Source organism: Streptomyces sp. CB02056 (assembly GCF_001905545.1).
Classification (GTDB): domain Bacteria; phylum Actinomycetota; class Actinomycetes; order Streptomycetales; family Streptomycetaceae; genus Kitasatospora.
This window is the reverse complement of the sequence record NZ_LIPD01000001.1, coordinates 612,230-633,434: the sequence shown is the minus strand read 5'-3', so window position 1 is coordinate 633,434 and position 21,205 is coordinate 612,230. Positions and strand designations below refer to the sequence as shown.

At 73.8% G+C, this 21,205-nt stretch carries 22 protein-coding genes; 3 read left to right on the top strand and 19 right to left on the bottom strand.

Annotation, left to right across the window (positions count from 1 at the left end; genetic code table 11):
* Positions 1 to 26 precede the first annotated feature (26 nt).
* The 9 genes from AMK13_RS02800 to cseB all read right to left on the bottom strand — a co-directional run bounded on the left by AMK13_RS02800 (position 27) and on the right by cseB (position 9,805).
* A complete protein-coding gene (locus AMK13_RS02800; protein WP_241852746.1) occupies positions 27 to 557 on the bottom strand; it encodes a TIGR02234 family membrane protein in 531 nt (176 codons plus the stop codon).
* Positions 558 to 733: 176 nt separating this feature from the next.
* Positions 734 to 1,186: a Uma2 family endonuclease gene (locus tag AMK13_RS02795; protein ID WP_053111997.1), complete on the bottom strand. Its 453-nt coding sequence runs from the start codon at positions 1,184 to 1,186 to the stop codon at positions 734 to 736.
* A 20-nt stretch (positions 1,187 to 1,206) separates the two neighbouring features.
* Complete coding sequence (locus tag AMK13_RS02790) at positions 1,207 to 2,730, bottom strand: anthranilate synthase component I (RefSeq protein WP_049650355.1); 1,524 nt, start codon at positions 2,728 to 2,730, stop codon at positions 1,207 to 1,209.
* Between the two features lie 40 nt (positions 2,731 to 2,770).
* A complete protein-coding gene (gene hisI / locus AMK13_RS02785; protein ID WP_074000946.1) occupies positions 2,771 to 3,142 on the bottom strand; it encodes a phosphoribosyl-AMP cyclohydrolase in 372 nt (123 codons plus the stop codon).
* Between the two features lie 57 nt (positions 3,143 to 3,199).
* Entirely contained in the window at positions 3,200 to 3,769 is a 570-nt protein-coding gene (locus AMK13_RS42745) for a hypothetical protein (RefSeq protein ID WP_143204465.1), read from the bottom strand.
* Between the two features lie 517 nt (positions 3,770 to 4,286).
* Positions 4,287 to 6,845, bottom strand: a complete 2,559-nt coding sequence (locus tag AMK13_RS02775; RefSeq protein ID WP_074000944.1) for an ABC transporter permease — start codon at positions 6,843 to 6,845, stop codon at positions 4,287 to 4,289.
* Between the two features lie 81 nt (positions 6,846 to 6,926).
* The gene (locus AMK13_RS02770; protein WP_074001196.1) at positions 6,927 to 7,661 is read right to left on the bottom strand and encodes an ABC transporter ATP-binding protein; all 735 of its coding nucleotides are present in this window, start codon (positions 7,659 to 7,661) and stop codon (positions 6,927 to 6,929) included.
* Between the two features lie 168 nt (positions 7,662 to 7,829).
* Positions 7,830 to 9,128: a HAMP domain-containing sensor histidine kinase gene (locus tag AMK13_RS02765; RefSeq protein WP_074000943.1), complete on the bottom strand. Its 1,299-nt coding sequence runs from the start codon at positions 9,126 to 9,128 to the stop codon at positions 7,830 to 7,832.
* 5 nt (positions 9,129 to 9,133) lie between these two features.
* Positions 9,134 to 9,805 carry a two-component system response regulator CseB gene (gene cseB / locus AMK13_RS02760; RefSeq protein ID WP_241852745.1) on the bottom strand — a complete coding sequence of 224 codons (672 nt, stop codon included), beginning with the start codon at positions 9,803 to 9,805 and terminating at the stop codon, positions 9,134 to 9,136.
* A gap of 881 nt (positions 9,806 to 10,686) precedes the next feature.
* Between cseB and AMK13_RS02750 the strand changes: the two genes are divergently transcribed.
* The gene (locus tag AMK13_RS02750) at positions 10,687 to 11,331 is read left to right on the top strand and encodes a TIGR03085 family metal-binding protein (RefSeq protein ID WP_074000941.1); all 645 of its coding nucleotides are present in this window, start codon (positions 10,687 to 10,689) and stop codon (positions 11,329 to 11,331) included.
* Positions 11,332 to 11,408: 77 nt separating this feature from the next.
* Here the strand turns inward: AMK13_RS02750 and AMK13_RS02745 are convergent, their stop codons facing one another.
* Positions 11,409 to 11,993 carry a PASTA domain-containing protein gene (locus tag AMK13_RS02745; protein WP_074000940.1) on the bottom strand — a complete coding sequence of 195 codons (585 nt, stop codon included), beginning with the start codon at positions 11,991 to 11,993 and terminating at the stop codon, positions 11,409 to 11,411.
* The gene (locus AMK13_RS02740) at positions 11,993 to 12,532 is read right to left on the bottom strand and encodes a SigE family RNA polymerase sigma factor (RefSeq protein ID WP_074001195.1); all 540 of its coding nucleotides are present in this window, start codon (positions 12,530 to 12,532) and stop codon (positions 11,993 to 11,995) included. Before AMK13_RS02740 ends, AMK13_RS02745 begins: the two co-directional genes overlap by 1 nt.
* Positions 12,533 to 12,751: 219 nt before the next feature.
* Here AMK13_RS02740 and AMK13_RS02735 point away from each other — a divergent pair, with 219 nt between their 5' ends.
* Positions 12,752 to 13,531 (top strand): VOC family protein, encoded by a 780-nt coding sequence (locus tag AMK13_RS02735; RefSeq protein ID WP_074000939.1) that lies wholly within the window; start codon positions 12,752 to 12,754, stop codon positions 13,529 to 13,531.
* 71 nt (positions 13,532 to 13,602) lie between these two features.
* Here AMK13_RS02735 and hisF read toward each other — a convergent pair whose 3' ends face one another.
* From hisF to hisD, 8 genes are read right to left on the bottom strand one after another with little or no spacing between them, the layout of a single operon-like run.
* Complete coding sequence (hisF, locus tag AMK13_RS02730) at positions 13,603 to 14,373, bottom strand: imidazole glycerol phosphate synthase subunit HisF (RefSeq protein WP_049650364.1); 771 nt, start codon at positions 14,371 to 14,373, stop codon at positions 13,603 to 13,605.
* Positions 14,370 to 14,918, bottom strand: a complete 549-nt coding sequence (locus tag AMK13_RS02725; protein ID WP_074000938.1) for a Rid family hydrolase — start codon at positions 14,916 to 14,918, stop codon at positions 14,370 to 14,372. The genes hisF and AMK13_RS02725 overlap by 4 nt, the downstream gene beginning before the upstream one ends.
* Positions 14,915 to 15,640 (bottom strand): bifunctional 1-(5-phosphoribosyl)-5-((5-phosphoribosylamino)methylideneamino)imidazole-4-carboxamide isomerase/phosphoribosylanthranilate isomerase PriA, encoded by a 726-nt coding sequence (priA, locus tag AMK13_RS02720; RefSeq protein WP_107086387.1) that lies wholly within the window; start codon positions 15,638 to 15,640, stop codon positions 14,915 to 14,917. The genes AMK13_RS02725 and priA overlap by 4 nt, the downstream gene beginning before the upstream one ends.
* Before the next feature lie 19 nt (positions 15,641 to 15,659).
* Complete coding sequence (hisH, locus tag AMK13_RS02715; RefSeq protein WP_049650366.1) at positions 15,660 to 16,295, bottom strand: imidazole glycerol phosphate synthase subunit HisH; 636 nt, start codon at positions 16,293 to 16,295, stop codon at positions 15,660 to 15,662.
* A 31-nt stretch (positions 16,296 to 16,326) separates the two neighbouring features.
* Complete coding sequence (locus AMK13_RS43960) at positions 16,327 to 16,464, bottom strand: hypothetical protein (protein ID WP_049650367.1); 138 nt, start codon at positions 16,462 to 16,464, stop codon at positions 16,327 to 16,329.
* A gap of 11 nt (positions 16,465 to 16,475) precedes the next feature.
* Positions 16,476 to 17,069, bottom strand: a complete 594-nt coding sequence (hisB, locus tag AMK13_RS02710) for an imidazoleglycerol-phosphate dehydratase HisB (protein WP_074000937.1) — start codon at positions 17,067 to 17,069, stop codon at positions 16,476 to 16,478.
* Positions 17,070 to 17,073: 4 nt separating this feature from the next.
* Positions 17,074 to 18,174, bottom strand: coding sequence for a histidinol-phosphate transaminase (locus tag AMK13_RS02705; RefSeq protein WP_074000936.1), 1,101 nt, complete (start codon positions 18,172 to 18,174; stop codon positions 17,074 to 17,076).
* The gene (hisD, locus tag AMK13_RS02700; RefSeq protein ID WP_074000935.1) at positions 18,171 to 19,478 is read right to left on the bottom strand and encodes a histidinol dehydrogenase; all 1,308 of its coding nucleotides are present in this window, start codon (positions 19,476 to 19,478) and stop codon (positions 18,171 to 18,173) included. The genes AMK13_RS02705 and hisD overlap by 4 nt, the downstream gene beginning before the upstream one ends.
* A gap of 91 nt (positions 19,479 to 19,569) precedes the next feature.
* Between hisD and AMK13_RS02695 the strand changes: the two genes are divergently transcribed.
* Positions 19,570 to 21,150, top strand: coding sequence for an oxidoreductase (locus tag AMK13_RS02695; RefSeq protein ID WP_074000934.1), 1,581 nt, complete (start codon positions 19,570 to 19,572; stop codon positions 21,148 to 21,150).
* The last annotated feature ends 55 nt before the right edge of the window (positions 21,151 to 21,205 follow it).

The following is a 21,205-nucleotide window of genomic DNA, read 5'->3' as shown; positions in this document are numbered from 1 at the left end:
CGCGGGCCGCGTCACATGCGCGCGGCTCACACCGCGGTCGGGTCCTCGCCCCGGTCCAGGGCCTTCCACAGGTCGCCCGGCGTCTCGGTCCGCGCCGGGGCCTTGCGGGTCGGCGCCTCGTAGCGGCTGCCCATGGCCGGCCAGCCCCGGCCGTAGCGCAGGGTGAGCAGTCCGGCCAGGGCCAGCAGGACCCCGCCGACCAGCGCGACCCAGGGCCAGGCGGTGTGCGAGACCTCGGTGGCCGCCGAACCGGTCAGCGCCAGCTTGCGGGCGGCCTCGGCGTCCAGCGCGGCGGTGTCGCCGGCCCCGGCCACCGAGGCGGCGGCCGCGCCGAGCCCGGCCAGCAGGGTCAGCGCGCCGACCGCCAGCCGGCCGGCGCCGCGCACCGCGAACACCGCGACGGCCGCGGCGAGGCCCACCAGGGCCAGCCCGCCGGGCAGTTCGGAGATCCTGCCGCCGGTGACGGACACGTCCAGGGTGCCGGCCCGGCCCTCGGCCCAGGTCCGCCCGACCGCGGTCAGCACCAGCACGGCACTCAGCACGGTCAGCAGCAGCATGATGCCGAGGGTGCGGCGGCTGGGGGCGGCGGGGGCGGGGGTCTGCTCAGCGGTCACCCGTCCACTATCCCCCGACCGACGCCGGGGTCCGTACCCGGGGTGGGGAACGGGCCGTCGGGCGAGCCGTCGGGCGGGGCGGTCGGCGCGGTGGCGGGCGGGTCGGCCGGCGGGGTGGGTTACGGCGTGGGGAACCCGTCCGTCCGCAGCACCACCGTGCGGCCGCCGAGCGGCAGGAACAGGTCGTTGCCGAACGGCACCCGCTCCGCCTCCCGGTACACCCCCTCGGGGGACGGCGCGGTGTGCACGGTGCAGACCGCCGCCGCCGGATCGACCACCACGTACAGCGGCACGCCGCTCTCCGCGCAGGCCCGCGCGAAGACGTGGTCACGGCCCGGGTGCGCCACCTCCAGCACCGCCTCGGCGTCCGCGGCCCCGTACCGGCCCCGGGCGGTGCGGGCGGCGCCGGGGGCGACCACCACCAGGTCCGGGGCGAGCGGGCCGTGCGCGGCCGGGAAGTCGATCAGGACCCCGGACAGCACCCGCCCCGCGCCCGCGAGCCCTTCCCGGATCTGGGAGGCCGTCCCGAAAACGGCCTCCCAGCGCAGCTCGTCGTACGGCGCCTCGGGCATCCCGGCCGCCTCCTCACACGTCAGGACAGTTCCGGCGTCCGCAGCGTATTGGCGGTGGCGACCGCCCGCAGCACGGCGGCCGCCTTGTTGCGGCACTCGGTGTCCTCGCCGTGCGGGTCGGAGTCGGCGACCACGCCCGCGCCGGCCTGCACGTACGCGGTGCCGTCGCGCAGCACCGCGGTGCGGATCGCGATCGCGGTGTCCGAGTCCCCGGCGAAGTCCAGGTAGCCGACGCAGCCGCCGTACAGGCCGCGGCGGGTGGGCTCCAGCTCCTCGATGATCCGCATCGCCCGCGGCTTGGGCGCGCCGGAGAGGGTGCCGGCCGGGAAGCAGGCGGTCAGCACGTCGAAGGCGGTCCGCCCCGGGGCGACCGTGCCGGTCACCGTCGACACGATGTGCATCACGTGGCTGTAGCGCTCGATGTGCATGAAGTCGACCACCTCGACGCTGCCCGGCTCGCAGACCCGGCCGAGGTCGTTGCGGCCGAGGTCCACCAGCATCAGGTGCTCGGCCCGCTCCTTGGGGTCGGCGAGCAGCTCGGCGGCCAGCTCCGCGTCCTCCTGCGGGGTGTCGCCGCGGTGCCGGGTGCCGGCGATCGGGTGCAGCATCGCCTCGCCGTCGGTGACCTTGACCAGCGCCTCCGGGCTGGAGCCGACCACGTCGAAGCCGCCCTCGGCCCCGCCGTCCGGCCCGGGGAAGCGGAACAGGTACATGTACGGGCTGGGGTTGGTGGTGCGCAGCACCCGGTAGACGTCCAGCGCGGAGGCCGGGCAGGGCGCCTCGAAGCGCTGCGAGGGCACCACCTGGAAGGCCTCGCCGGCCCGGATCCGCTCCTTGATCGTCTCCACCGCGGCCCGGTACGGCTCGCCACCGAACGGCGAGTGCACCTCGCCCGGGCCGGCCGGGGTGAAGGTGGCCAGGCCCGGGTCGACCGGCTTGGACAGCTCGGCCTCCATCGCGTCCAGCCGGGCCACCGCGTCCGCCCAGGCCTCGTCCGCGCCGCTGGCCAGGTCGTTGTGGTTGACGGCGTTGGCGATCAGCAGCACCGTGCCGTCGACGTGGTCGAGCACCGCGAGGTCGGTGGCGAGCAGCATGGTCAGCTCGGGCAGGCCCAGGTCGTCCGGGTTGAGGTCGGGCAGCTTCTCCAGCCGGCGGACGATGTCGTAACCGAGGTAGCCGACCAGGCCGCCGGTGAGCGGGGGCAGGCCGTCGTCCTCCAGCCGCGGGGTGTGCAGCGCCTGGAGGGTGGCGCGCAGCACCTCCAGCGGGTCGCCGGCGGTGGGGATGCCGACCGGCGGGGTGCCGAGCCAGCGGGCCCCGCCGTCCGGGCCGACGGTCAGCGCGGCGGCGCTGCGCACCCCGACGAAGGAGTAGCGCGACCAGCTGCGGCCCTGCTCGGCGGACTCCAGCAGGAAGGTGCCGGGCCGCTCCTCGGCGAGGGTGCGGTAGAGGCCGATCGGGGTGAGACCGTCCGCGAGGAGCCTGCGGGTGACCGGGATGACCCGGGTGTCGACGGCGAGCTTGCGGAAGGCTTCGAGATCCATGACGGGCGGCACCTTCTTGAGTTCTTCGAGTGGACTGGGGTCAGGAGAGCGGGAGCACGTCGGCGTCGAAGCAGGTGCGGTCGCCGGTGTGGCAGGCCGCGCCGCTCTGGTCGACCCTGACCAGCAGGGTGTCGCCGTCGCAGTCCAGGGCCACCGACTTGACCGCCTGGACGTGGCCCGAGGTGTCGCCCTTCACCCAGTACTCACGGCGGCTGCGGCTCCAGTAGGTGCAGCGGCCCGTGGTGAGGGTGCGGTGCAGCGCCTCGTCGTCCATCCACCCGAGCATCAGCACCTCGCCGGTGTCGTACTGCTGGGCGATGGCCGGGACCAGCCCGTCCTCGGAGCGCTTGAGCCGCGCGGCGATCTCGGGGGCGAGGGCGGTGCTGCCGGGAGCGGCGGGTGTGGTGGACATGCACCCCATTGTGTCAGCCCGCCCCGCCGCACCCGCCTCGCTCCCCCGCCGGAGCCGCTACGGGCGCAACTGCCCGGTGAGCTTGGGGCCGCCCTGCTTGTTGCTGGCGGCCAGGGTGCAGGTGTAGTCGCGCCAGCCCTGCTGGTAGTTGGCCATCGCCGGGCCGAACTGGCGGCCGTAGTAGGTCTTCCCGTCGCCCTGGCGGGCCTTGGCGGCGGCTTCGACCTCCTTGCAGCCGTCGCGCATGGCAAGCGCGAGCGGGATGTCGCCGGTGATCCCGTCCGCGAGCTTGAGGTCGGCGATCACCTCGCCGTCGTGGTCCCCGGCGCAGGGACGCTCCTCGGGCTTGGTGATCACCGGGCTCAGCTGCGGGTGATCGAAGCAGGCGCCGACCGGGAAGAACGCGTACGGCGGCTGCGGCGTGGGCGTAGGGGTGGGTGTCGGCGCCTGGGTGGCCGTGGGAGTCGGCGTGGGCGGCGGCGGCGCGGCGGCCGGCTTCTTGTCGTCCGGCCACAGCACCGCGGTGGCCACCACCGCGAGCAGGACGACCAGCACGGCGGCAACGGTGAGGACCAGGCCGCGGGACGGGCGGGAGCCGACTGCGGACGGCGGCTGCTCGGAGGTCATGGCCACGAGGATGGCCCACCCGACCCCCACCTGGCAGCCGCTTCGCCAAACTCGCCCCGTACGGGCGGCCCGCCGGGACCTGAAGGTCGGTAGACCCGCCATCCGAGACCGGCTCACCAACCGGCTGCACCCTGGGGTGACGCCGCAGGAAACCTATCCTGGATAGAGAAAATTCAAATAAGAGAAAATTGTTTCTTCCGACCCCTTCACACACAGGGGAAGGGGTCGGAAGAAACAAAGAATCCCCGAGAGAAAAGCTTCCCGCGCCTCGCTGCCTCGCCCGGACGGCGAGGCAGTACTCGGTGCGCGGGGTGCGCGCGCGGAGTCGATGGACCGGGCGGTGATCGCTTCGACCTGTTCACGGGTGCGGGGTTCGAAGCTGAGGTGCCGGGTGGCCCCAGGTTGGGGGCAACCCCTCACGAGTTCGAATCTCGTATCCTCCGCCTTCACGAAGGCCCCGATCGGTTCGCCGGCCGGGGCCTTCGTCGTTCCGCGATTGCCGTGCCGGGGCCCGGGGTCACGCCTCCGCGACGGCTTCGAGCGGCTTCAGGGCGGCTGCCCGGCGGGCCGGTACGGCGGCGGCGAGAGCGCCGACCGCGAGGGACAGCAGGCAGACGAGGAGCAGGGTCCCCCAGGGCAGCGCCAGGGAGTACTGCTTCACCGCGCCGTTGGCCAACGCTCCGACGGCCCAAGCACCGAACAGGCCGCCGGCCAGGCCGAGCAGGGTGCCGAAGCCCGCGACGGTCACCGCTTCCAGGCGGATCATCCGCCGGACGCCCGCGCGGTCCATGCCGATGGCGCGCAGTACACCGATCTCGCGGGTTCGTTCGGCGACCGAGATGGCCAGGGTGTTCACGATGCCGAGCCCCGCGATCACGACGCCGATGGCGAGCAGCCCGTACATCAGGGTCAGCAGGTTGCCCATGGTGCCCGCGGCCTCGCGGACGAGCGCGGGCCGGTCCTGCACCTTCAGCAGCGGGTTGTTGCCGACGGCGGCACGCAGCCGGTCCTCGGTGGCGGGGGAGACCGAGCCGGGGTCGGTGCGGACCAGGATCCGCTGGACGGAGTCCGGCAGGAAGCCGTCCTGCTGCACCTCGGCGCGGGCGCCGAGGGCGTCGTGGGCGGTGGGATTGTCCTGGTAGACGCCCACGACGGTGTACTTGGCGAAGGTCCGGCTCCGGCCGATGGTGGCGTCGACCTGGCTGCCGGTGCTCAGGCCGCTCTCCCGGGCGATGGTGCTGGAGACGGCGATCCGGCCGGGTCCGAGGTCCTTCGCGGAGCCGCTGAGGAAGTCGAGCCTCATGACGTCGTCCACGGAGTCGGGGTCGACGCCGGAGATGTCACGGACCCGGCCGCCGATGAACAGGACGGAGTCCGCGACGGCGCTCGCGGCCCGCACCCCGGCGGTGTGGGCGACTCGCTGGACGGCGGCCGGGTCGACGCCGGTCGTGGTGGTGCGGGTGCTGATCACGTATTCGGCGCCGAGGCCGGCCGCGGCCTGACGGTCGAGCGCCTGCCCGGTGGAGTTGCCGATGACGGCGAGGCCGGTCACCAGCGCGGTGCTGACCAGCAGGGTGGCGGCGGTGGCGGCGGTGCGCCGCGGGTCGCGCAGCGCGTTCTGCTGTGCGAGGTGGCCGGTGATCCCGGAACGGCCGGTCAGGCGGCCGATCAGCCGGATCGCCGGGACCACGAGTAGCGGCGCCAGCACGATCAGGGCGAGGACGAGGACGCCGCAGCCGAGCATCGCGCCGCGCAGGTTCCCCTCCGAGGCGTCCTTCGCGCCGGTGAGCGGGACGAGCAGGCCGACGCCCAGGGCGAGGAGGGCGAGCCCCGCGACGGCGCGGACGCGGAACCGGCCGGCGGGCGGCTGCTGCGCCGTACGCAACGCCTCGACGGGCGCGACGCGTGCGGCCTTGCGAGCAGGCAGCCAGGCGGCGAGCACGGTGACCCCCACCCCGACGCCGAGCGCCGCCAGGACGGGGCGCGGGCCGATGACCAGCGGGCCGTCGGGCAGCAGGTCCCCGCCGGTGCTCAGCAGGCCGGGCAGGACGGCGGCGATGCCGAGGCCGAGGACGAACCCGGCCGCCGAGGCGGCGAGCCCGACCAGGACGGCCTCCACGAGGACGGACCGGACCACCTGACGGCGTGAGGCTCCGATCGCCCGGAGCAACGCGATCTCCCGGGTGCGCCGGGTGACGAGCATGGTGAAGGTGTTGATGACCAGGAAGGACCCGATGAACAGCGCGATTCCGGCGAAGACCGTCGGCATCTTCTGGTAGCCCCGCGTCAGGGTGCCGACGTAGACCGCCTGCTGGGCGGCCCGGGCGGCGGCGGTGGTGACCTCGGCCCTGTCGGGCGGGAGCACGGTGGCGACCCGCCGGGCGAGTTCGGACTGGCCGGTGCCGGCCGCGGCGGACAGGTCGATCGCGGTGTAGTGGCCCGAAGTGGCGAACAGTCGCTGGGCGGTCGCCCGGTCGAACAGGACGAGGGTGCCGCCCGCGAGCACCCGGGTGTCCGTGGTGGTGACGACGCCGACGAGCCGCATGGTCATGGCCGGGCCGTCGGTGGCCAGCGTGACCGAGTCACCGATGTGCAGGTGCCCGGCGGCAGCGGTGCCACTGTCCACGGCGATCTCGTCGCCGCCCGCCGGGGCACGGCCTGCGGCGAGGGGGTGGCGGCGGTCCTCGCCGTCGGGGCCGGGTACGTAGGCGGCGGCCGGGTTCGCGCCCGGCCTGACCCGCAACGGGGTACCATCCGCCGCGTTCAGGGCGGCCCGGCCGTCGACGGACGGCCGCACGGCGGCGACACCGGGGACGGCGGCCAGTCGCCGGGCGAGCGCGTCGTCGAGGACGCTGTCCGGCTGGTCCGCGGCGGACCCGGCCGGGGCCTGTCGTGCGGTGACGGTGACCGCGATGTCGGCGAAGTTCCTCGACGCGGCGGCGCGGTAGGCGGCCGCGGCCGAGTCCGCGAAGACGAGGGTGCCGCTGGCGAATGCGACACCCAGGCAGACCGCGAGGACGGTCATGGCCAGTCGGGCCTTGTGCGCCAGGACGTTGCGCACGGCTGTTCTCAGCATGGGTTCGGCTTCCGGGGGCGTGGGATGGACGGGGCGTGGGAGCGGCGGGGCGTGGGAGCGACGGGGATGTGCGGGCGCGGGTCAGCTGGTGCGGGCGCGGGTGTCGAAGCGCTTCATGACGTCGAGGACCCGGTCCGGGGTGGGGCGGGTCATCTCGTCGACAAGCCGTCCGTCGGAGAGGAACACCACGCGGTCGGCGTAGCCGGCGGCGACGGGGTCGTGGGTGACCATGACCACGGTCTGGCCGAGTTCGCGCACTGAGTCGCGCAGGAAGCCGAGGACCTCGGCGCCGGAGCGGGAGTCGAGGTTGCCGGTGGGCTCGTCGCCGAAGACGATCGCGGGCCGCGAAGCGAGGGCGCGGGCGACCGCGACGCGCTGCTGCTGACCGCCGGACAGCTGCGCGGGCCGGTGGTCGAGGCGCCCGGAGAGGCCGACCATGGAGACCACGCGGTCCAGCCACTGCCGGTCGGGGTGGCGGCCGGCGATGCTCAGCGGCAGCGTGATGTTCTCCAGCGCGGTCAGCGTCGGCAGCAGGTTGAACGCCTGGAAGACGAAGCCGATCCGGTCGCGGCGCAGCCGGGTCAGCGGCCGGTCGCGCAAGGAGCCCAGCTCGGTGGTGCCGATGCGGACGCCGCCGGAGGTGGGGGTGTCGAGCCCGGCGGCGCAGTGCATCAGAGTGGACTTGCCGCAGCCGGAGGGGCCCATGATCGCGGTGAACTCGCTCTCCCGGAAGCCGATGCTGACCCGGTCCAGGGCCACGACCCGGGTGTCGCCGCTGCCGTAGACCTTCGTCAGGTCGGTGGTGGCGGCCGCGATCCCGGGGGCCGGGTTCGGCGGGTACGGGGTGAGGGGGACGGTGGTCACGGGGACTCCTCTTCGGTGCGGACGGTGCACTTCGAAGGGTGTCCGGGCGACGTATCGGGACCCGCGCCGGCGTGTATCGGCGTCCGCTCCGCTTCGTAGCGGTTCCGCGGAGCCGGGCGGTCAGGCCGGCAGACTCAGAGTGGCGACGGCCCCACCGTCCGGGGCGTTGTCCAGGCGAAGCTCGGCGCCGAGCAGCCGAGCCTGTCCGAGGGCAATGGTCAGGCCCAGGCCGTGGCCCGAACCGCGCTCGGCGGCGCCGCTGTGGAAGCGACGCGGGCCGTGGAGCAGCAGGTCCGCCGGGAAGCCGAGGCCGTGGTCGCGCACCACGACGGTGCGGCCCTCGACGGTGACCCGCACCGGGGCCCGTCCGTGGCGGTGGGCGTTGACGACGAGGTTGCTGACGATCCGTTCCAGGCGGCGCGGGTCGGTCTCCACGGTCGTGGCGTCCTCCGAGCGGTGCGCGGCGGCCGAGCGGTGCGCGTCCTCCGGGCCGTGCGCGGCGGCGACGGTGACCTCGGCGTCGAGGCCGGTGCGCGCCACGGCATCGGCGACGACCTCGCCGAGCGGCACCCGGGCGCGGACCGGCTGCTCGGCCCCGGCGTCCAGGCGGGAGATCTCGAGGAGGTCCTCGACCAGGGTGCGCAGGTCGCGCACCCTGGCGCGGAGCAGGTCCTCGGTCTCGCCGGGCGGCAGCAGGTCGACGGTGGCCAGCAGGCCGCCGACGGGTGTGCGCAGCTCGTGAGCCACGTCCGCGGTGAACTGGCGCTCGGTGCGCAGCCGCCGGCCGAGGCTGTCGGCCATGAGATCGACGGTGGCCGCGATGTCGGCGACCTCGTCGTTGCCCCCGGTGGGCCCGGTCCGGGCATCGAGGTCACCGGCGGAGATCCGGACCGCGGTTTCGGAGACCTGCCGCAGCCTACGGGCGACCAGCCCGGCGCCGTAGACGGCCAGAGGCGTGGCCGCCGCGAGCGCGACCAGCGACGCGACGGCCATGGTCAGGTCGAGCCGGTGCAGTCCGTAGAGTTGCGGGCCCGTGTTGACCCGGACGGCGAGGACCGGGCTGCCGGGGCCGGCGGTTCGCTGGGCGGCCCAGACGCTCGGCCCGAGGGGTCCGTCGACCCGCCCGTCGTAGACCGTGTGCCGGGCGTCGTCGGCCGGGTGGCGCAGCTCGGCGGGCAGCTCGGCCGGGTCGAGTCCGGCTCCGTCCGCCAGAGTTCCGGTGCGTCGGTAGACGTCCATGGCCGAGTACACGGCGTTGAAGGCCTGCGCCTCGGCCCGGCTCCGGATGTCGCGGGCGGTCCACAGGTGCACGAGCACGCCCACCGCCGCCACGACCAGGCAGGCCGTGGCCGCCGCCAGCGCGGCGATCTTCCACCGCAGGGACGCCCGGGCCGGCCGCGGCCGGCGGAACCCGCGCACCGGGCTCAGCGCCTGAACTTGTAGCCGAAGCCGCGGACCGTCTCGATCCGCTCCCGCCCCAGCTTCCTGCGCAGCCGCTGCACGCACAGGTCCACGACCCGGCTGTCGCCGTCCCAGCCGTAGTCCCAGACGTTGCGCAGCAGGGTGTGCCGCTCCAGAACCACGCCCGGGTGTGCGGCGAACTCCAGGAGCAGCTTCAGCTCGGTCGGGGTGAGCGCCACCGGTTCTCCGGCGACGGCCACCTCCAGTCCGGCGGTGTCGAGGCGCAGGTCCCCGAACACCAGCACCTCCCCGTCGACGGGCGGCGCCCCGGCAGTGACGCGCTCGGGCTGAGAGGCGGCGGACGGCGTGTAGGTGGCCCGCCGCAGCAACGAGCGGATGCGTGCGACCAGCACGTAGGTGTCCACGGGCTTGACCACGTAGTCGTCCGCCCCGGCCTCCAGGCCGGCGACGACGTCGAGCCCGTCGCCACGGGCGGACATCATCAGGACGGGTACCAGGCTGGTCTCCCGGACTCTCCTGCACAGGCCGATCCCGTCCAGCCCAGGCAGCATCACGTCGAGGATCAGCAGGTCGAAACTCCCGTCACGGAAGATCTCCAGCCCGCTCAGACCGTCGGCGGCGGCCGCCATCTCGTAGCCGTAACGTTCCAGCGCGACCGTGAAGGACCGGCGCATCAGATCGTCGTCCTCCACCAGCAGCACGCGGACCGGGCGCGAGGAAGCCCCAGCCGGGGCGGAAGATGACACGGGCGGATGGCTCCTGTTCGAACGGTCCGGTGACCAGCCGACTGCCCACGGGACGGCAGCCACAAGGGGACGATACGGCAGGCACCGAACACGCCCCCGGCGCGCGGCAGGACCTGCGACGCCATTCCCACACCCCCTCTCCTACGCGAAACCCCAGGTCATCCCAGGTGCGATCGGCCCGACCACCGAGGGGGGCCGCCGTACTCCCGCACCCTGTCCACCCCTTCGCACGGACCGGCGCACCCATTCGATGGACAACCAAGCGCTCCCTGATACCCACCCGATACAGAACCCCGTCGGCCCCGGCGACACCCTCCCGACCGCTACCCGGAAGGAGTCGGCCGACTGCCCGACCGACGGCTCCGTGGTCTCGGTTCGGGCTTCCGTCCCGTCAGGGCTTTGATCCGCCCCAATCGCGCGGGGCGGCCGTGCGCGGGATGTCGGGCCCGTCGCGGTTGCGGGGCCGGGCCCGGGGTGCCTCAATGGCCCCGGCGGCGACCACCGCCTGCGGGCGAGGAGGGCGGACATGCCACGGGTCGCGGTGAACGGCGTCGAGCTCTTCTACGAGGTGGACGGGGACGGCGAGCCGCTGGTCCTGGTGCACGGCTCGTGGGGCGACCACGGCAGCTGGGGACCGGTCCTGCCCGCCCTCGCGCAGAAGCTCCGGGTCCTCGCGGGCGGAGCCGGCGGTACCAGGAGCACAGCGAGACCTGCTCCATGCGGTACTCGAAGGGCCCGCATCCGAACGGGTCGGCGATGCGCCGCAACCGACCGGGCCCAGTGGGCAGATGAGCCCATAGGCTTCCACCATGTCGAACCATGCCCTCGCCGAACGCCACCGGCTCGCCCAACTCCTCACCGCTGCCGGGCCGGACGCCCCCACCCTCTGTGAGGGGTGGACGACCCGGGATCTGGCCGCGCATCTGGTGGTCCGGGAGCGGCGGCCCGATGCGGCGGCGGGGATCCGGGTCGGGGCGCTGGCCGGCTGGACGCGGCGGGTGCAGGACGGGTACGCCGAGCGGCCGTACGAGGAGCTGGTGCGGCTGTTCCGGGCCGGGCCTCCGGTCTACTCGCCGTTCGCCCTGCCCGGCGCCGACGAGGCGGCGAACACCGTCGAGTACTTCGTCCACGCCGAGGACGTGCTGCGCGCGGCCGACGACTGGACCCCACAGCCGGTCCCGCCCGGCCGCGCCGAGGCCCTCTGGCGCCGTCTCCCCATGATCGCCCGCCTGGAGGCCGGCCGCCGCTCCCCCGTCCGACTGGCGCTCGTCCACCCCGACGGCCGTTCCCTCACCGTCGGCCCCGCCGGCTCCCCCACCGTCCGCCTCACCGGCGAACCCGCCGAACTCGTGCTCTTCACCTACGGCCGCGGCGCCCGGACCACCCTCACTGTCGACGGCGACCCCGACGCCCTCGAAGCCCTCCGCCACGTCCTGCCGCTGCCCCCGAAGTAGCAGAGCAGCGGAAGCCGGTGTGGCCTCTCGGCATGCCGAGGGGCGACGCTCGCGGGCGGGACCGCGGGCGCGGGCGGTCAGCTTCCGGGGCGGCCCTTGGAGATGAAGAGCTGGACGGGGGTATCCGCCGCCGTGGTGTGCCCGGGCAGGGGCGCGGAGTTGATGACCGAGCCGGCGGGCAGCTTCCAGTCGGTGAGTTCGTGGACCTCGTAGTGCAGTCCGGCCGCGTCGAGCAGCCGGGTGGCGGCGTCCCGGGTCAGGCCGGCGACCGGGGGGACGGTCACGGTCGTGGCGCCGGGTGCGAGCGGGGCGGCGGGGGACGGGGTGCCTTTGGTCGCGGAAAGGGAGGAAGGGGAGGCGGAGGGGGACGGGGGCGCGGAGTGGACGGCCGGGGCCGGCGCGGTCCCGGCCGGGCGGTCGCCGCCGCTCGGCGATCCGGGCAGGAGCAGGGCCGCGCCCGTGGCGATGGCGGCCACCGCCGCCACGGCCGCGGCCCCGGTGAGGGCGGTGCGCCGGCGGACCGTGCGCCGGATTCCGGCGGCGTCGATCACGGGGGTGGCGGTGGTGTCGGCGAACGCGGTCATGGCGGCGAGGAGTTCCTTGTCGAAGTCGGGGTCGGGGCCTGGGGTGGGGACGGGGTCCTGGGGCGGGAAGCGGATCATCACGCACCTTCACGCGGGGTCGACGACGCGGACGGGACGTCCTGCCGGGGCAGCGCGGCCCGCAGTTTCGCGAGCCCGCGGGAGAGTTGCGAGCGCACGGCGCCCGGGGAGATGTCGAGGGTCTGCGCGATCTCCCGGTCCCCCAGGTCGTGGAGGTAGTACAGGACGACCACGGTGCGCATCCCCATCGGCAGGGTGTGCAGCGCCGCGACGAGTTCGGCGCGCAGTTCCACCGACCGGTAGGCGTCACGGGGGTCGGGGTGCTCGACGGCGGGCTCCGGCGCGGGGCGCTCGCCCGAGCGGTGCAGGCGCCGCCAGCGGTCGTTGGCCAGGTTCACGAGGATCCGGCGCACGTACGCCTCGGGCACCTCGGCGCGCGCGACCCGCCGCCAGTGCCGGCAGGCCCGTTCCAGGGCCTCCTGTACGAGGTCCTCCGCGGTGTGGGCGTCCCCGGTGAGCACGTACGCCGTGCGGAACAGCGCGCCCGAACGCTGTTCCACGAACTCGACGAAGTCGATCCCGGGACTGCCCCTGCGCAGCCTCACCCGTGGCCTCACTCTCTGCCGCCGTCTTTTCCACCCTCTTGACGGCGCCCGCCCGCCGGCTGCTGCACGGCGGGCGGGGAAGTGACGCGGCTCACAGCGGGCCCCGGCGGCCTCCCCCGGCTGCGGATGTCAGACCCCGGGTGCAGACTCGCAGGTGGCCGGGGTCCGACCCGGGCACGCCCGGCCGTCCCTCCGTCGAAGGGCACCCCGCACATGCTCACCACCGACTTCCCCATCGGCTCGCCCTGCTGGATCGACCTGGGCAGCCCGGACATCCCCGCCACCGCCGGGTTCTACAACCAGGTGTTCGGCTGGACGTTCCTGGAGATCCCCGGGACCGGCGGCTACGGGTTCGTCCAGCTGGACGGCAGGACCGTCGGCGCCATCGGCCACCTCGACGAGGGTGCGCGGTCCGCGTGGACGACGTACTTCCGCACCGCCGACGCGGACGCCACCGCCAAGGCGGCCGAGCAGGCCGGCGCCGGCGTCCGGGTGCCGCCGTCGGACGTCATGCAGGAGGGCCGGTTCGCCGCGCTCACCGACCCGCAGGGCGCCGATTTCGCCGTCTGGCAGGCGGGGAGCACCAAGGGGCTGGACGCGGTGTCCGAGGAGGGCGCCCTGGTCTGGGCCGAGCTGCACACCTCCGCCCCGGACGTCGCCTTCGCCTTCTACGAGAAGCTGTTCGGCTGGCGGGTGGAGAACTTCGAGCCGTCGCCGGGGATGAGCTACCGGGTGGTCTCCACCGCCGAGGGCGACCAGCAGGCGACCAGCTTCGGCGGCATCGCGCCGACCATGGCCCCGGCGCAGCCGTCCGCCTGGACGCCGTACTTCGCGACCGCGGACGTGGACGCGCGGGTGGCCAAGGCGACGGCGGCCGGTGGCTCGGTGCTGATGGGGCCCGAGAACGTGAAGAACGTCGGCCGGATCGCGTGGGTCGCGGACCCGAACGGCGCCCCCTTCGCACTGATCAAGGGCGACCCGAACCAGGCCTGAGCGAAGGAACAACGGACACGGTGCCTGTTCGCGTTCGCAAAACGCGCCCGCGAACAAGCACCGCGAAAAACTCACCGCACCGGGTGCCCGGCCTCCCGCAGCGCGCCCTTGACCTCGCCGATCCGCAGGTCCCCGAAGTGGAACACGCTGGCGGCCAGCACCGCGTCCGCGCCCGCGTCGACGGCCGGCGCGAAGTCCGCGAGCTTGCCCGCGCCGCCGGAGGCGATCACCGGCACCGAGACGCTCTTGCGCACGGCCCGGATCAGCTCCAGGTCGTAGCCGTCCTTGGTGCCGTCCGCGTCCATCGAGTTGAGCAGGATCTCGCCGGCGCCCAGCTCGGCGGCGCGGCCCGCCCAGGCGACGGCGTCGAGCCCGGTGCCCTGCCGCCCGCCGTGGGTGGTGACCTCGAAGCCGGACTCGGTCTCCGTCCCGGGCGGGCAGCGCCGGGCGTCCACCGAGAGCACCAGGACCTGCCGCCCGAACCGCTGGGCGATCTCGCGGACCAGCTCCGGCCGGGCGATGGCCGCGGTGTTGACGCCGACCTTGTCGGCGCCGGCCCGCAGCAGCTTGTCGACGTCCTCGACGGCCCGGATGCCGCCGCCCACCGTGAGCGGGATGAAGACCTGTTCGGCGGTGCGGCGGACCACGTCGTAGGTGGTCTCCCGGTCGCCGGAGGAGGCGGTGATGTCGAGGAAGGTCAGCTCGTCGGCGCCCTCGGCGTCGTAGAGCTTGGCCATCTCGACCGGGTCGCCGGCGTCGCGCAGGTTCTGGAAGTTGACGCCCTTGACCACCCGCCCGGCGTCCACGTCCAGGCAGGGGATGACACGTACTGCGAGGGTCACGGCTGTTCGCCTTCCACAACTTCCAGGGCTTCCGAGGCTTCCGGGACGTCCGAAACTTCCGGGGCGTCCGGGGTTTCCGGGGCTTCCAGGGTCTTTGCCAGTCCGGACCGGTACGCGTCGAGTTCGACCTCGACCAGCATCCGGGAGTCGATCAGCCCGTCGACCACCACCATGGTGGCCACCGGGCGTGCGGCGTCGAAGAGTTCGCGGTGGGCGCGGCCCACTTCCTCGGCGTCGCGGACGTGGGTGATGTACATCCGGGTGCGGACCACGTCGTCGGTGGTCAGACCGTACGCGGCCAGGGCGGTGAGCCCGACGCCGAACGCGGCGAGGGTCTGCCGGTACGGGTCGCCCTCGTGCTCGATCCGGCCGTCCACCCAGGCGGTGGAGCCGGCCACGTGCACGTGGTCGCCCGCGGCGACGGCCCGGGAGTAGCCGAACTCGTCCTCCCAGGGGGAGAATCCGCCGACCCGACCGGCCACGACCTGCCCGGCGACGACCCGACCCGCTACGACCTGCCCGCGTACGATCCGACCGTCCGTCATCCTGAAACCGCCTCCAGGGCCTCTTCGAGGGTGAACTTCTGCTCGTAGAGTGCCTTGCCCACGATGGCGCCCTCGACACCCTCGCCCACGAGCGAGGCGATGGCGCGCAGGTCGTCGAGCGAGGAGACGCCGCCGGAGGCGACCACGGGCCGGTCGGTCGCGGCGCAGACGTCGCGCAGCAGCTGGAGGTTGGGGCCGGTCAGGGTGCCGTCCCGGTTGACGTCGGTGACGACGTAGCGGGCGCAGCCCTCCGCGTTCAGCCGGGCCAGCACGTCGAAGAGCTGGCCGCCGTCGCGGGTCCAGCCGCGGCCGCGCAGGGTGGTGCCGACCACGTCCAGGCCGACGGCGATCTTGTCGCCGTGCTCGGCGATGGCCTTGGCGACCCACTCCGGGGCCTCCAGGGCGGCGGTGCCGAGGTTGACCCGGGTGCAGCCGGTGGCGAGCGCGCGGGCGAGCGACTCGTCGTCGCGGATGCCGCCGGACAGCTCGACCTTGACGTCCAGCTGTCCGGTGACCTCGCGCAGCAGCTCGTAGTTGCTGCCGGTGCCGAAGGCGGCGTCGAGGTCGACCAGGTGCAGCCACTCGGCGCCGGCGTTCTGCCAGGCGAGGGCGGCGGCGAGCGGCTCGCCGAAGGAGGTCTCGGTGCCGGAGGCGCCCTTGACCAGGCGGACGGCCTGGCCGTCACGGACGTCGACGGCGGGCAGCAGTTCGAGGCTCATCAGAGATCCAACTCTCAGAAAGTCAGAGGGTGTTGACCCAGTTGGTCAGCAGGGCGGCGCCGGCGTCGCCGGACTTCTCGGGGTGGAACTGGGTGGCCCACAGCGGGCCGTTCTCGACGGCCGCGACGAACGGCTGCCCGTGGGTGGCCCAGGTGACCAGCGGCGGGTTGATCCGCGCGCTGTGGGTCTCCAGCTCCCAGTGCCGCACCCCGTAGGAGTGCACGAAGTAGAAGCGGGTCTCCGGGTCGAGGCCGGCGAACATCCGGCTGCCCTCGGGGACGTCCACGGTGTTCCAGCCCATGTGCGGGACGACGGGGGCCTCCAGCGGCTCGACGACGCCCGGCCACTCGTCGCAGCCGGCCGTCTCCACGCCGTGCTCGACCCCCTTCTCGAAGAGGATCTGCATGCCGACGCAGATGCCCATGACCGGTCGGCCCCCGGCGAGCCGGCGGCCGATGATCCAGTCCCCGCGGACGGACTTGAGCCCGCGCATGCAGGCCTCGTAGGCGCCCACGCCGGGGACGAGCAGGCCGTCCGCGGCCATCGCGGTGTCGTAGTCGGAGCTGACCGTGACGTCCGCCCCGGTCCGCTCCAGGGCGCGCTGCGCGGAGCGGAGGTTGCCGGAGCCGTAGTCGAGGACGACGACGTTCTTGCCCATGTTCAGGTGTCCAGTCTCTCTACGGCGGGTGTTACAGGCGCATGAGGCCGGAGGCCAGGCACATCACGGCGCCGAAGGCCAGCACCAGGATGACGCTCTTCGACTGCTTCTGCTTCCAGAAGGAGATGACTCCGCCGGCCAGGAAGAGGCCGACGAAGATGAGGATCATCGCAGTATTGCTCACAGCGCACCCTTGGTGGACGGGAGGATTCCGGCCGCGCGCGGGTCGCGCTCGGCGGCGTAGCGCAGCGCCCGGGCCAGCGCCTTGAACTGGCACTCCACGATGTGGTGCGCGTTGCGCCCGTACGGCACGTGGACGTGCAGCGCGACCTGCGCCTGGGCCACGAAGGACTCCAGGATGTGCCGGGTCATCGTGGTGTCGTACGAGCCGATCATCGGGGCGATGCCCTCGGGCTCGGTGTGCACCAGGTACGGCCGGCCGGAGAGGTCCACGGTGACCTGGGCGAGCGACTCGTCCAGCGGCACCGTGCAGTTGCCGAAGCGGTAGATGCCCACCTTGTCGCCGAGCGCCTGCTTGAAGGCGGCGCCGAGCGCGAGGGCGGTGTCCTCGATGGTGTGGTGGGTGTCGATGTGCAGGTCGCCGTCGGTCTTGACGGTGAGGTCGAACAGGCCGTGCCGGCCGAGCTGGTCGAGCATGTGGTCGTAGAAGCCGACGCCGGTGGAGATGTCGGTCCTCCCGGTGCCGTCGAGGTCTATCTCGACCAGGACCGAGGTCTCCTTGGTGGTGCGCTCGACGCGTCCGATGCGGGACATGGGGTTAGAGCTCCTTGATCACAGAACGGACGGCGTCCAGGAAGGCGTCGTTCTCGGCGGGCGTGCCGGCGGTGACGCGCAGCCACCCGGGGACGCCGTTGTCGCGGACCAGGACGCCCTGGTCGAGGATGGCCTGCCACACCGCGTGGGTGTCGGCGAAGCGGCCGAACTGGACGAAGTTGGCGTCCGAGTCGGTGACCTCCAGGCCCATCCCCCGCAGCGCGTCGACCAGCCGGTCGCGCTCCTGCTTGAGCCGCCCGACGTACCCGAGCAGGGTGTCGGTGTGCTCCAGGCAGGCCAGCGCGGTGGCCTGGGTGACGGCCGACAGGTGGTACGGCAGGCGCACCAGCTGGACGGCGTCGACCACGGCCGGGTCGGCGGCCAGGTAGCCCAGGCGCAGTCCGGCCGCGCCGAAGGCCTTGGACATGGTGCGGCTGACCACCAGGTTGGGGCGGCCCTCGATCAGCGGCAGCAGCGAGGCGCGGTGCGAGAACTCGACGTACGCCTCGTCCACCACGACCAGGCTGGGCCGGGCGGCCTGCGCGGCCTCGTACAGCCGCAGCACGGTGTCGGCGTCCACGGCGGTGCCGGTCGGGTTGTTGGGCGAACAGATGAACACCACGTTCGGCCGGTGCTCCGCGATGGCGGTGACGGCGGCGTCCACGTCGATGGTGAAGTCGTCGTTGCGCGGGCCGGAGATCCAGGCGGTGCCGGTGCCCCGGGAGATCAGCGCGTGCATCGAGTACGAGGGCTCGAAGCCGAGCGCGCTGCGGCCGGGGCCGCCGAAGGTCTGCAGCAGCTGCTGGAGCACCTCGTTGGAGCCGTTGGCGGCCCACACCTGCTCCCGGGCGACCGGGAAGCCGGTGGTCTTCCCGAGGTACGCGGCGAGGCCCTCGCGCAGCTCGACCGCGTCCCGGTCGGGGTAGCGGTTCAGCCCGCGGGCGGCCTCGGCGACGCGCTCGGCGATCCGGGCGACCAGCTCCTCGGGCAGCGGGTACGGGTTCTCGTTGGTGTTCAGCTGGACGGGCACGTCCAGCTGCGGCGCGCCGTACGGGGACTGGCCGCGCAGCTCGTCCCGGATCGGCAGGTCATCGATGGCAGTCACGATCCCGGAACCGTCCAATCGAAGCGGGCCTTGATGGCGTCCCCGTGCCCCGGCAGGTCCTCGGCGTTCGCCAGGTTGACCACGTGCGCGGCGACGTCCGCCAGCGCCTCCCGGTCGTACTCGACGACCTGGACGCCGCGCAGGAAGGTCTGCACCGACAGCCCGGAGGAGTGGCAGGCGCAGCCGCCGGTCGGCAGCACGTGGTTGGAGCCGGCCGCGTAGTCGCCCAGCGAGACCGGGGTCCAGCGGCCGATGAAGATGGCGCCGGCGTTGACCACCCGGGCGGCCACCGCGTGGGCGTCGCGGGTCTGGATCTCCAGGTGCTCGGCCGCGTACGCGTTGACCACGGCGAGGCCCTGCTCCAGGTCGTCGACCAGGATGATGCCGGACTGCCGGCCGCCGAGCGCCTCGGCCACCCGCTCGCCGTGCTTGGTCCGCGCGACCTGTACGGCCAGCTCGGCCTCGACCGCGTCGGCGAGCGCCGGGGAGTCGGTGACCAGCACCGAGCCGGAGGTCGGGCCGTGCTCGGCCTGGCTGATCAGGTCGGCGGCGACGTCGGACGGCAGCGCGCTGTCGTCGGCGAGGACGGCGATCTCGGTCGGGCCGGCCTCGGAGTCGATGCCGATCCGGCCGGCGAAGTAGCGCTTGGCGGCGGCGACGTAGATGTTGCCGGGGCCGGTGACCACGTTCACCGGCGCGCACTCCTCGGTGCCGAGGGCGAACATCGCGACCGCCTGGGCGCCGCCGACGGAGTAGACCTCGTCCACGCCGAGCAGCGCGCAGGCCGCCAGGATGGCCGGGTGGACGCTCCCCCCGAACTCCTTCTGCGGCGGCGAGGTGACGGCGATGCCCCGGACGCCCGCCTCCTGGGCCGGCACCACGTTCATCACCACGGAGGACGGGTAGACCGCCAGCCCGCCCGGCACGTAGAGGCCGACCCGCTCGACCGGCACCCAGCGCTGGGTGACCGTGCCGCCCGGCACCACCTGGGTGGTGTGCCCGGTGCGGCGCTGGTCGGCGTGCACGGCGCGGGCCCGGCGGATCGACTCCTCCAGGGCGGCCCGCACCTTCGGGTCCAGCGTCTCCAGGGCCTCGGTCAGCTGCTCGGCCGGGACCCGGGTCGACTCCAGCCGGACGCCGTCGAAGCGTTCGGTGATCTCGATCAGCGCCGCGACCCCGCGATGGCGTACGTCCTCGGCGATCGGCCGCACCTTCTCCAGGGCGGCCGCGACGTCGAACTCGGCACGGGGCAGCAGGTCACGCGGGTCGTCCAGCGAGCCGCGGAGGTCGATTCGAGAGATCACGCCACCCAGTGTAAGGAGTGGCCGGAACCGCTGGTCCCGCATTTCAGTCCGTGATACGAAAGGCGAGACGACCGGGGGGACGGGGAAAACCATGGCGGAGCGTGCTCCAGAGGGCTGGACGGACACGGAACGCGCGCTCTGGGAGGCCTACCGCCAGGGCGAGATCCTGGACCTCCGCAGTGGCGAAGCCAACACCGACGACCCCTTCGGCGACGCCCCCTGGGGCCCCGACCGCACCGTCCGCGCCGAGGTGCTCGCCCATCTGCTGCTGGTCGGCCCGGAGCCCGCCCCCGGGCGGGTCGCCTCGCTGCGGTTCAGCGGCGTCCTGGTCACCGGCGCGCTCAACCTGGCCGGGGGCGCCATCGACGACTACGTCGAGCTGCACGACTGCCGCTTCGCGCACAAGATCCTCATCTCCGAGGCGGCGGCCTCCACGCTGCGCTTCGTGAACTGCCTGATCCCCCGGCTGGAGGCCTCCCGGCTCTCCACCACCGGCGACCTCCACCTCGCCCGCTGCCGCGTCCCCGACGGCATCCGGCTCACCGACGCCCGGATCGGCACCGACCTGCTGCTCAACCAGACCGTCGTCGGCGGCGACCGCCACGGCCGCGCCGTCTCCGCCGACGGGATCACCGTCAACCAGGACTTCGAGGCCGAACGCCTGGAGACCCGGGGCGAGCTGAGCGTGCGCACCGCCCGGATAGGCGGCCGGCTCTCGCTGCGCGGCGCCCAGCTGCGCGCCGACCGGCGGCACAACCCCACCTGCCTCAACGCCGTGCGGGTCACCGTCGGCCACACCCTCTACCTGACCGGCTCCGCCGACCTCGGCTGGGTCGGCTCCCGCGGCTACTACGGCTCCGGCTACGGCGAGAACCCGCCGCCCGACGGGCCCGTCACCCCGTTCCGCGCCTTCGGCCGGGTACGGCTGTCCGACAGCCGCTTCGACGGCGCCTGCCTGGTCTCCGGCGAGTTCCACCTGGAGGACGAGGACGAGCTCTCGCTGCGCCGCATCCACACCCCGGAGCTGCGCTTCACCTGCAAGGTCCGCCCGACCGGCACCGTCTCGCTCTCCCGGGCCCGGGTCGGCAACCTGGTCGACACCCCGGAGGCCTGGCCGCTCGGCAAGCACCTGGGCCTCACCGGCTTCGTCTACGAGAACCTGCGCCCGGTCGGCGCCTTCCCCGTCCAGCAGCGGATCGCCTGGCTGGAGGGCTCCTCGGTGGACTTCCAGCCCGAGTCCTACGAGCAGCTCGCGGCCGCCCTGCGCCGCGACGGCGCCGACGACGACGCCCGCGAGGTGCTGTACGCGAAGCAGCGCCGGCGCCGCCGCACCCTGCCGCTGCCGGCCCGGGTCTGGGGCGCCGTCCAGGACGCGACCGTCGGCTACGGCTACCGCCCGGGCCGGGCGGGCCTGTGGCTGCTGCTCGCCTGGGTCCTCGGCAGCCTCTGGTTCGCCACCCACCCGCTGGATCCGCTCAAGGCCGACGAGCGCCCGCACTGGAACCCGGTGCTGTACACCCTCAACCAGCTGCTGCCGATCGTGGACCTCAACCAGGGCGGCTGGAACCCCGGCGGCCTCACCCAGTGGATCTCCGCCGGGCTGGTCGTGGTCGGCTGGCTGCTCGCCTCCACGGTCGTGGCCGGCGCCACGCGGATGCTCCAGCGCGGTTGAGCCCTCCGGTGGACGGGCCCGGCGAGCGGCCGGGCCCGTCAACCGTGCGACAAGG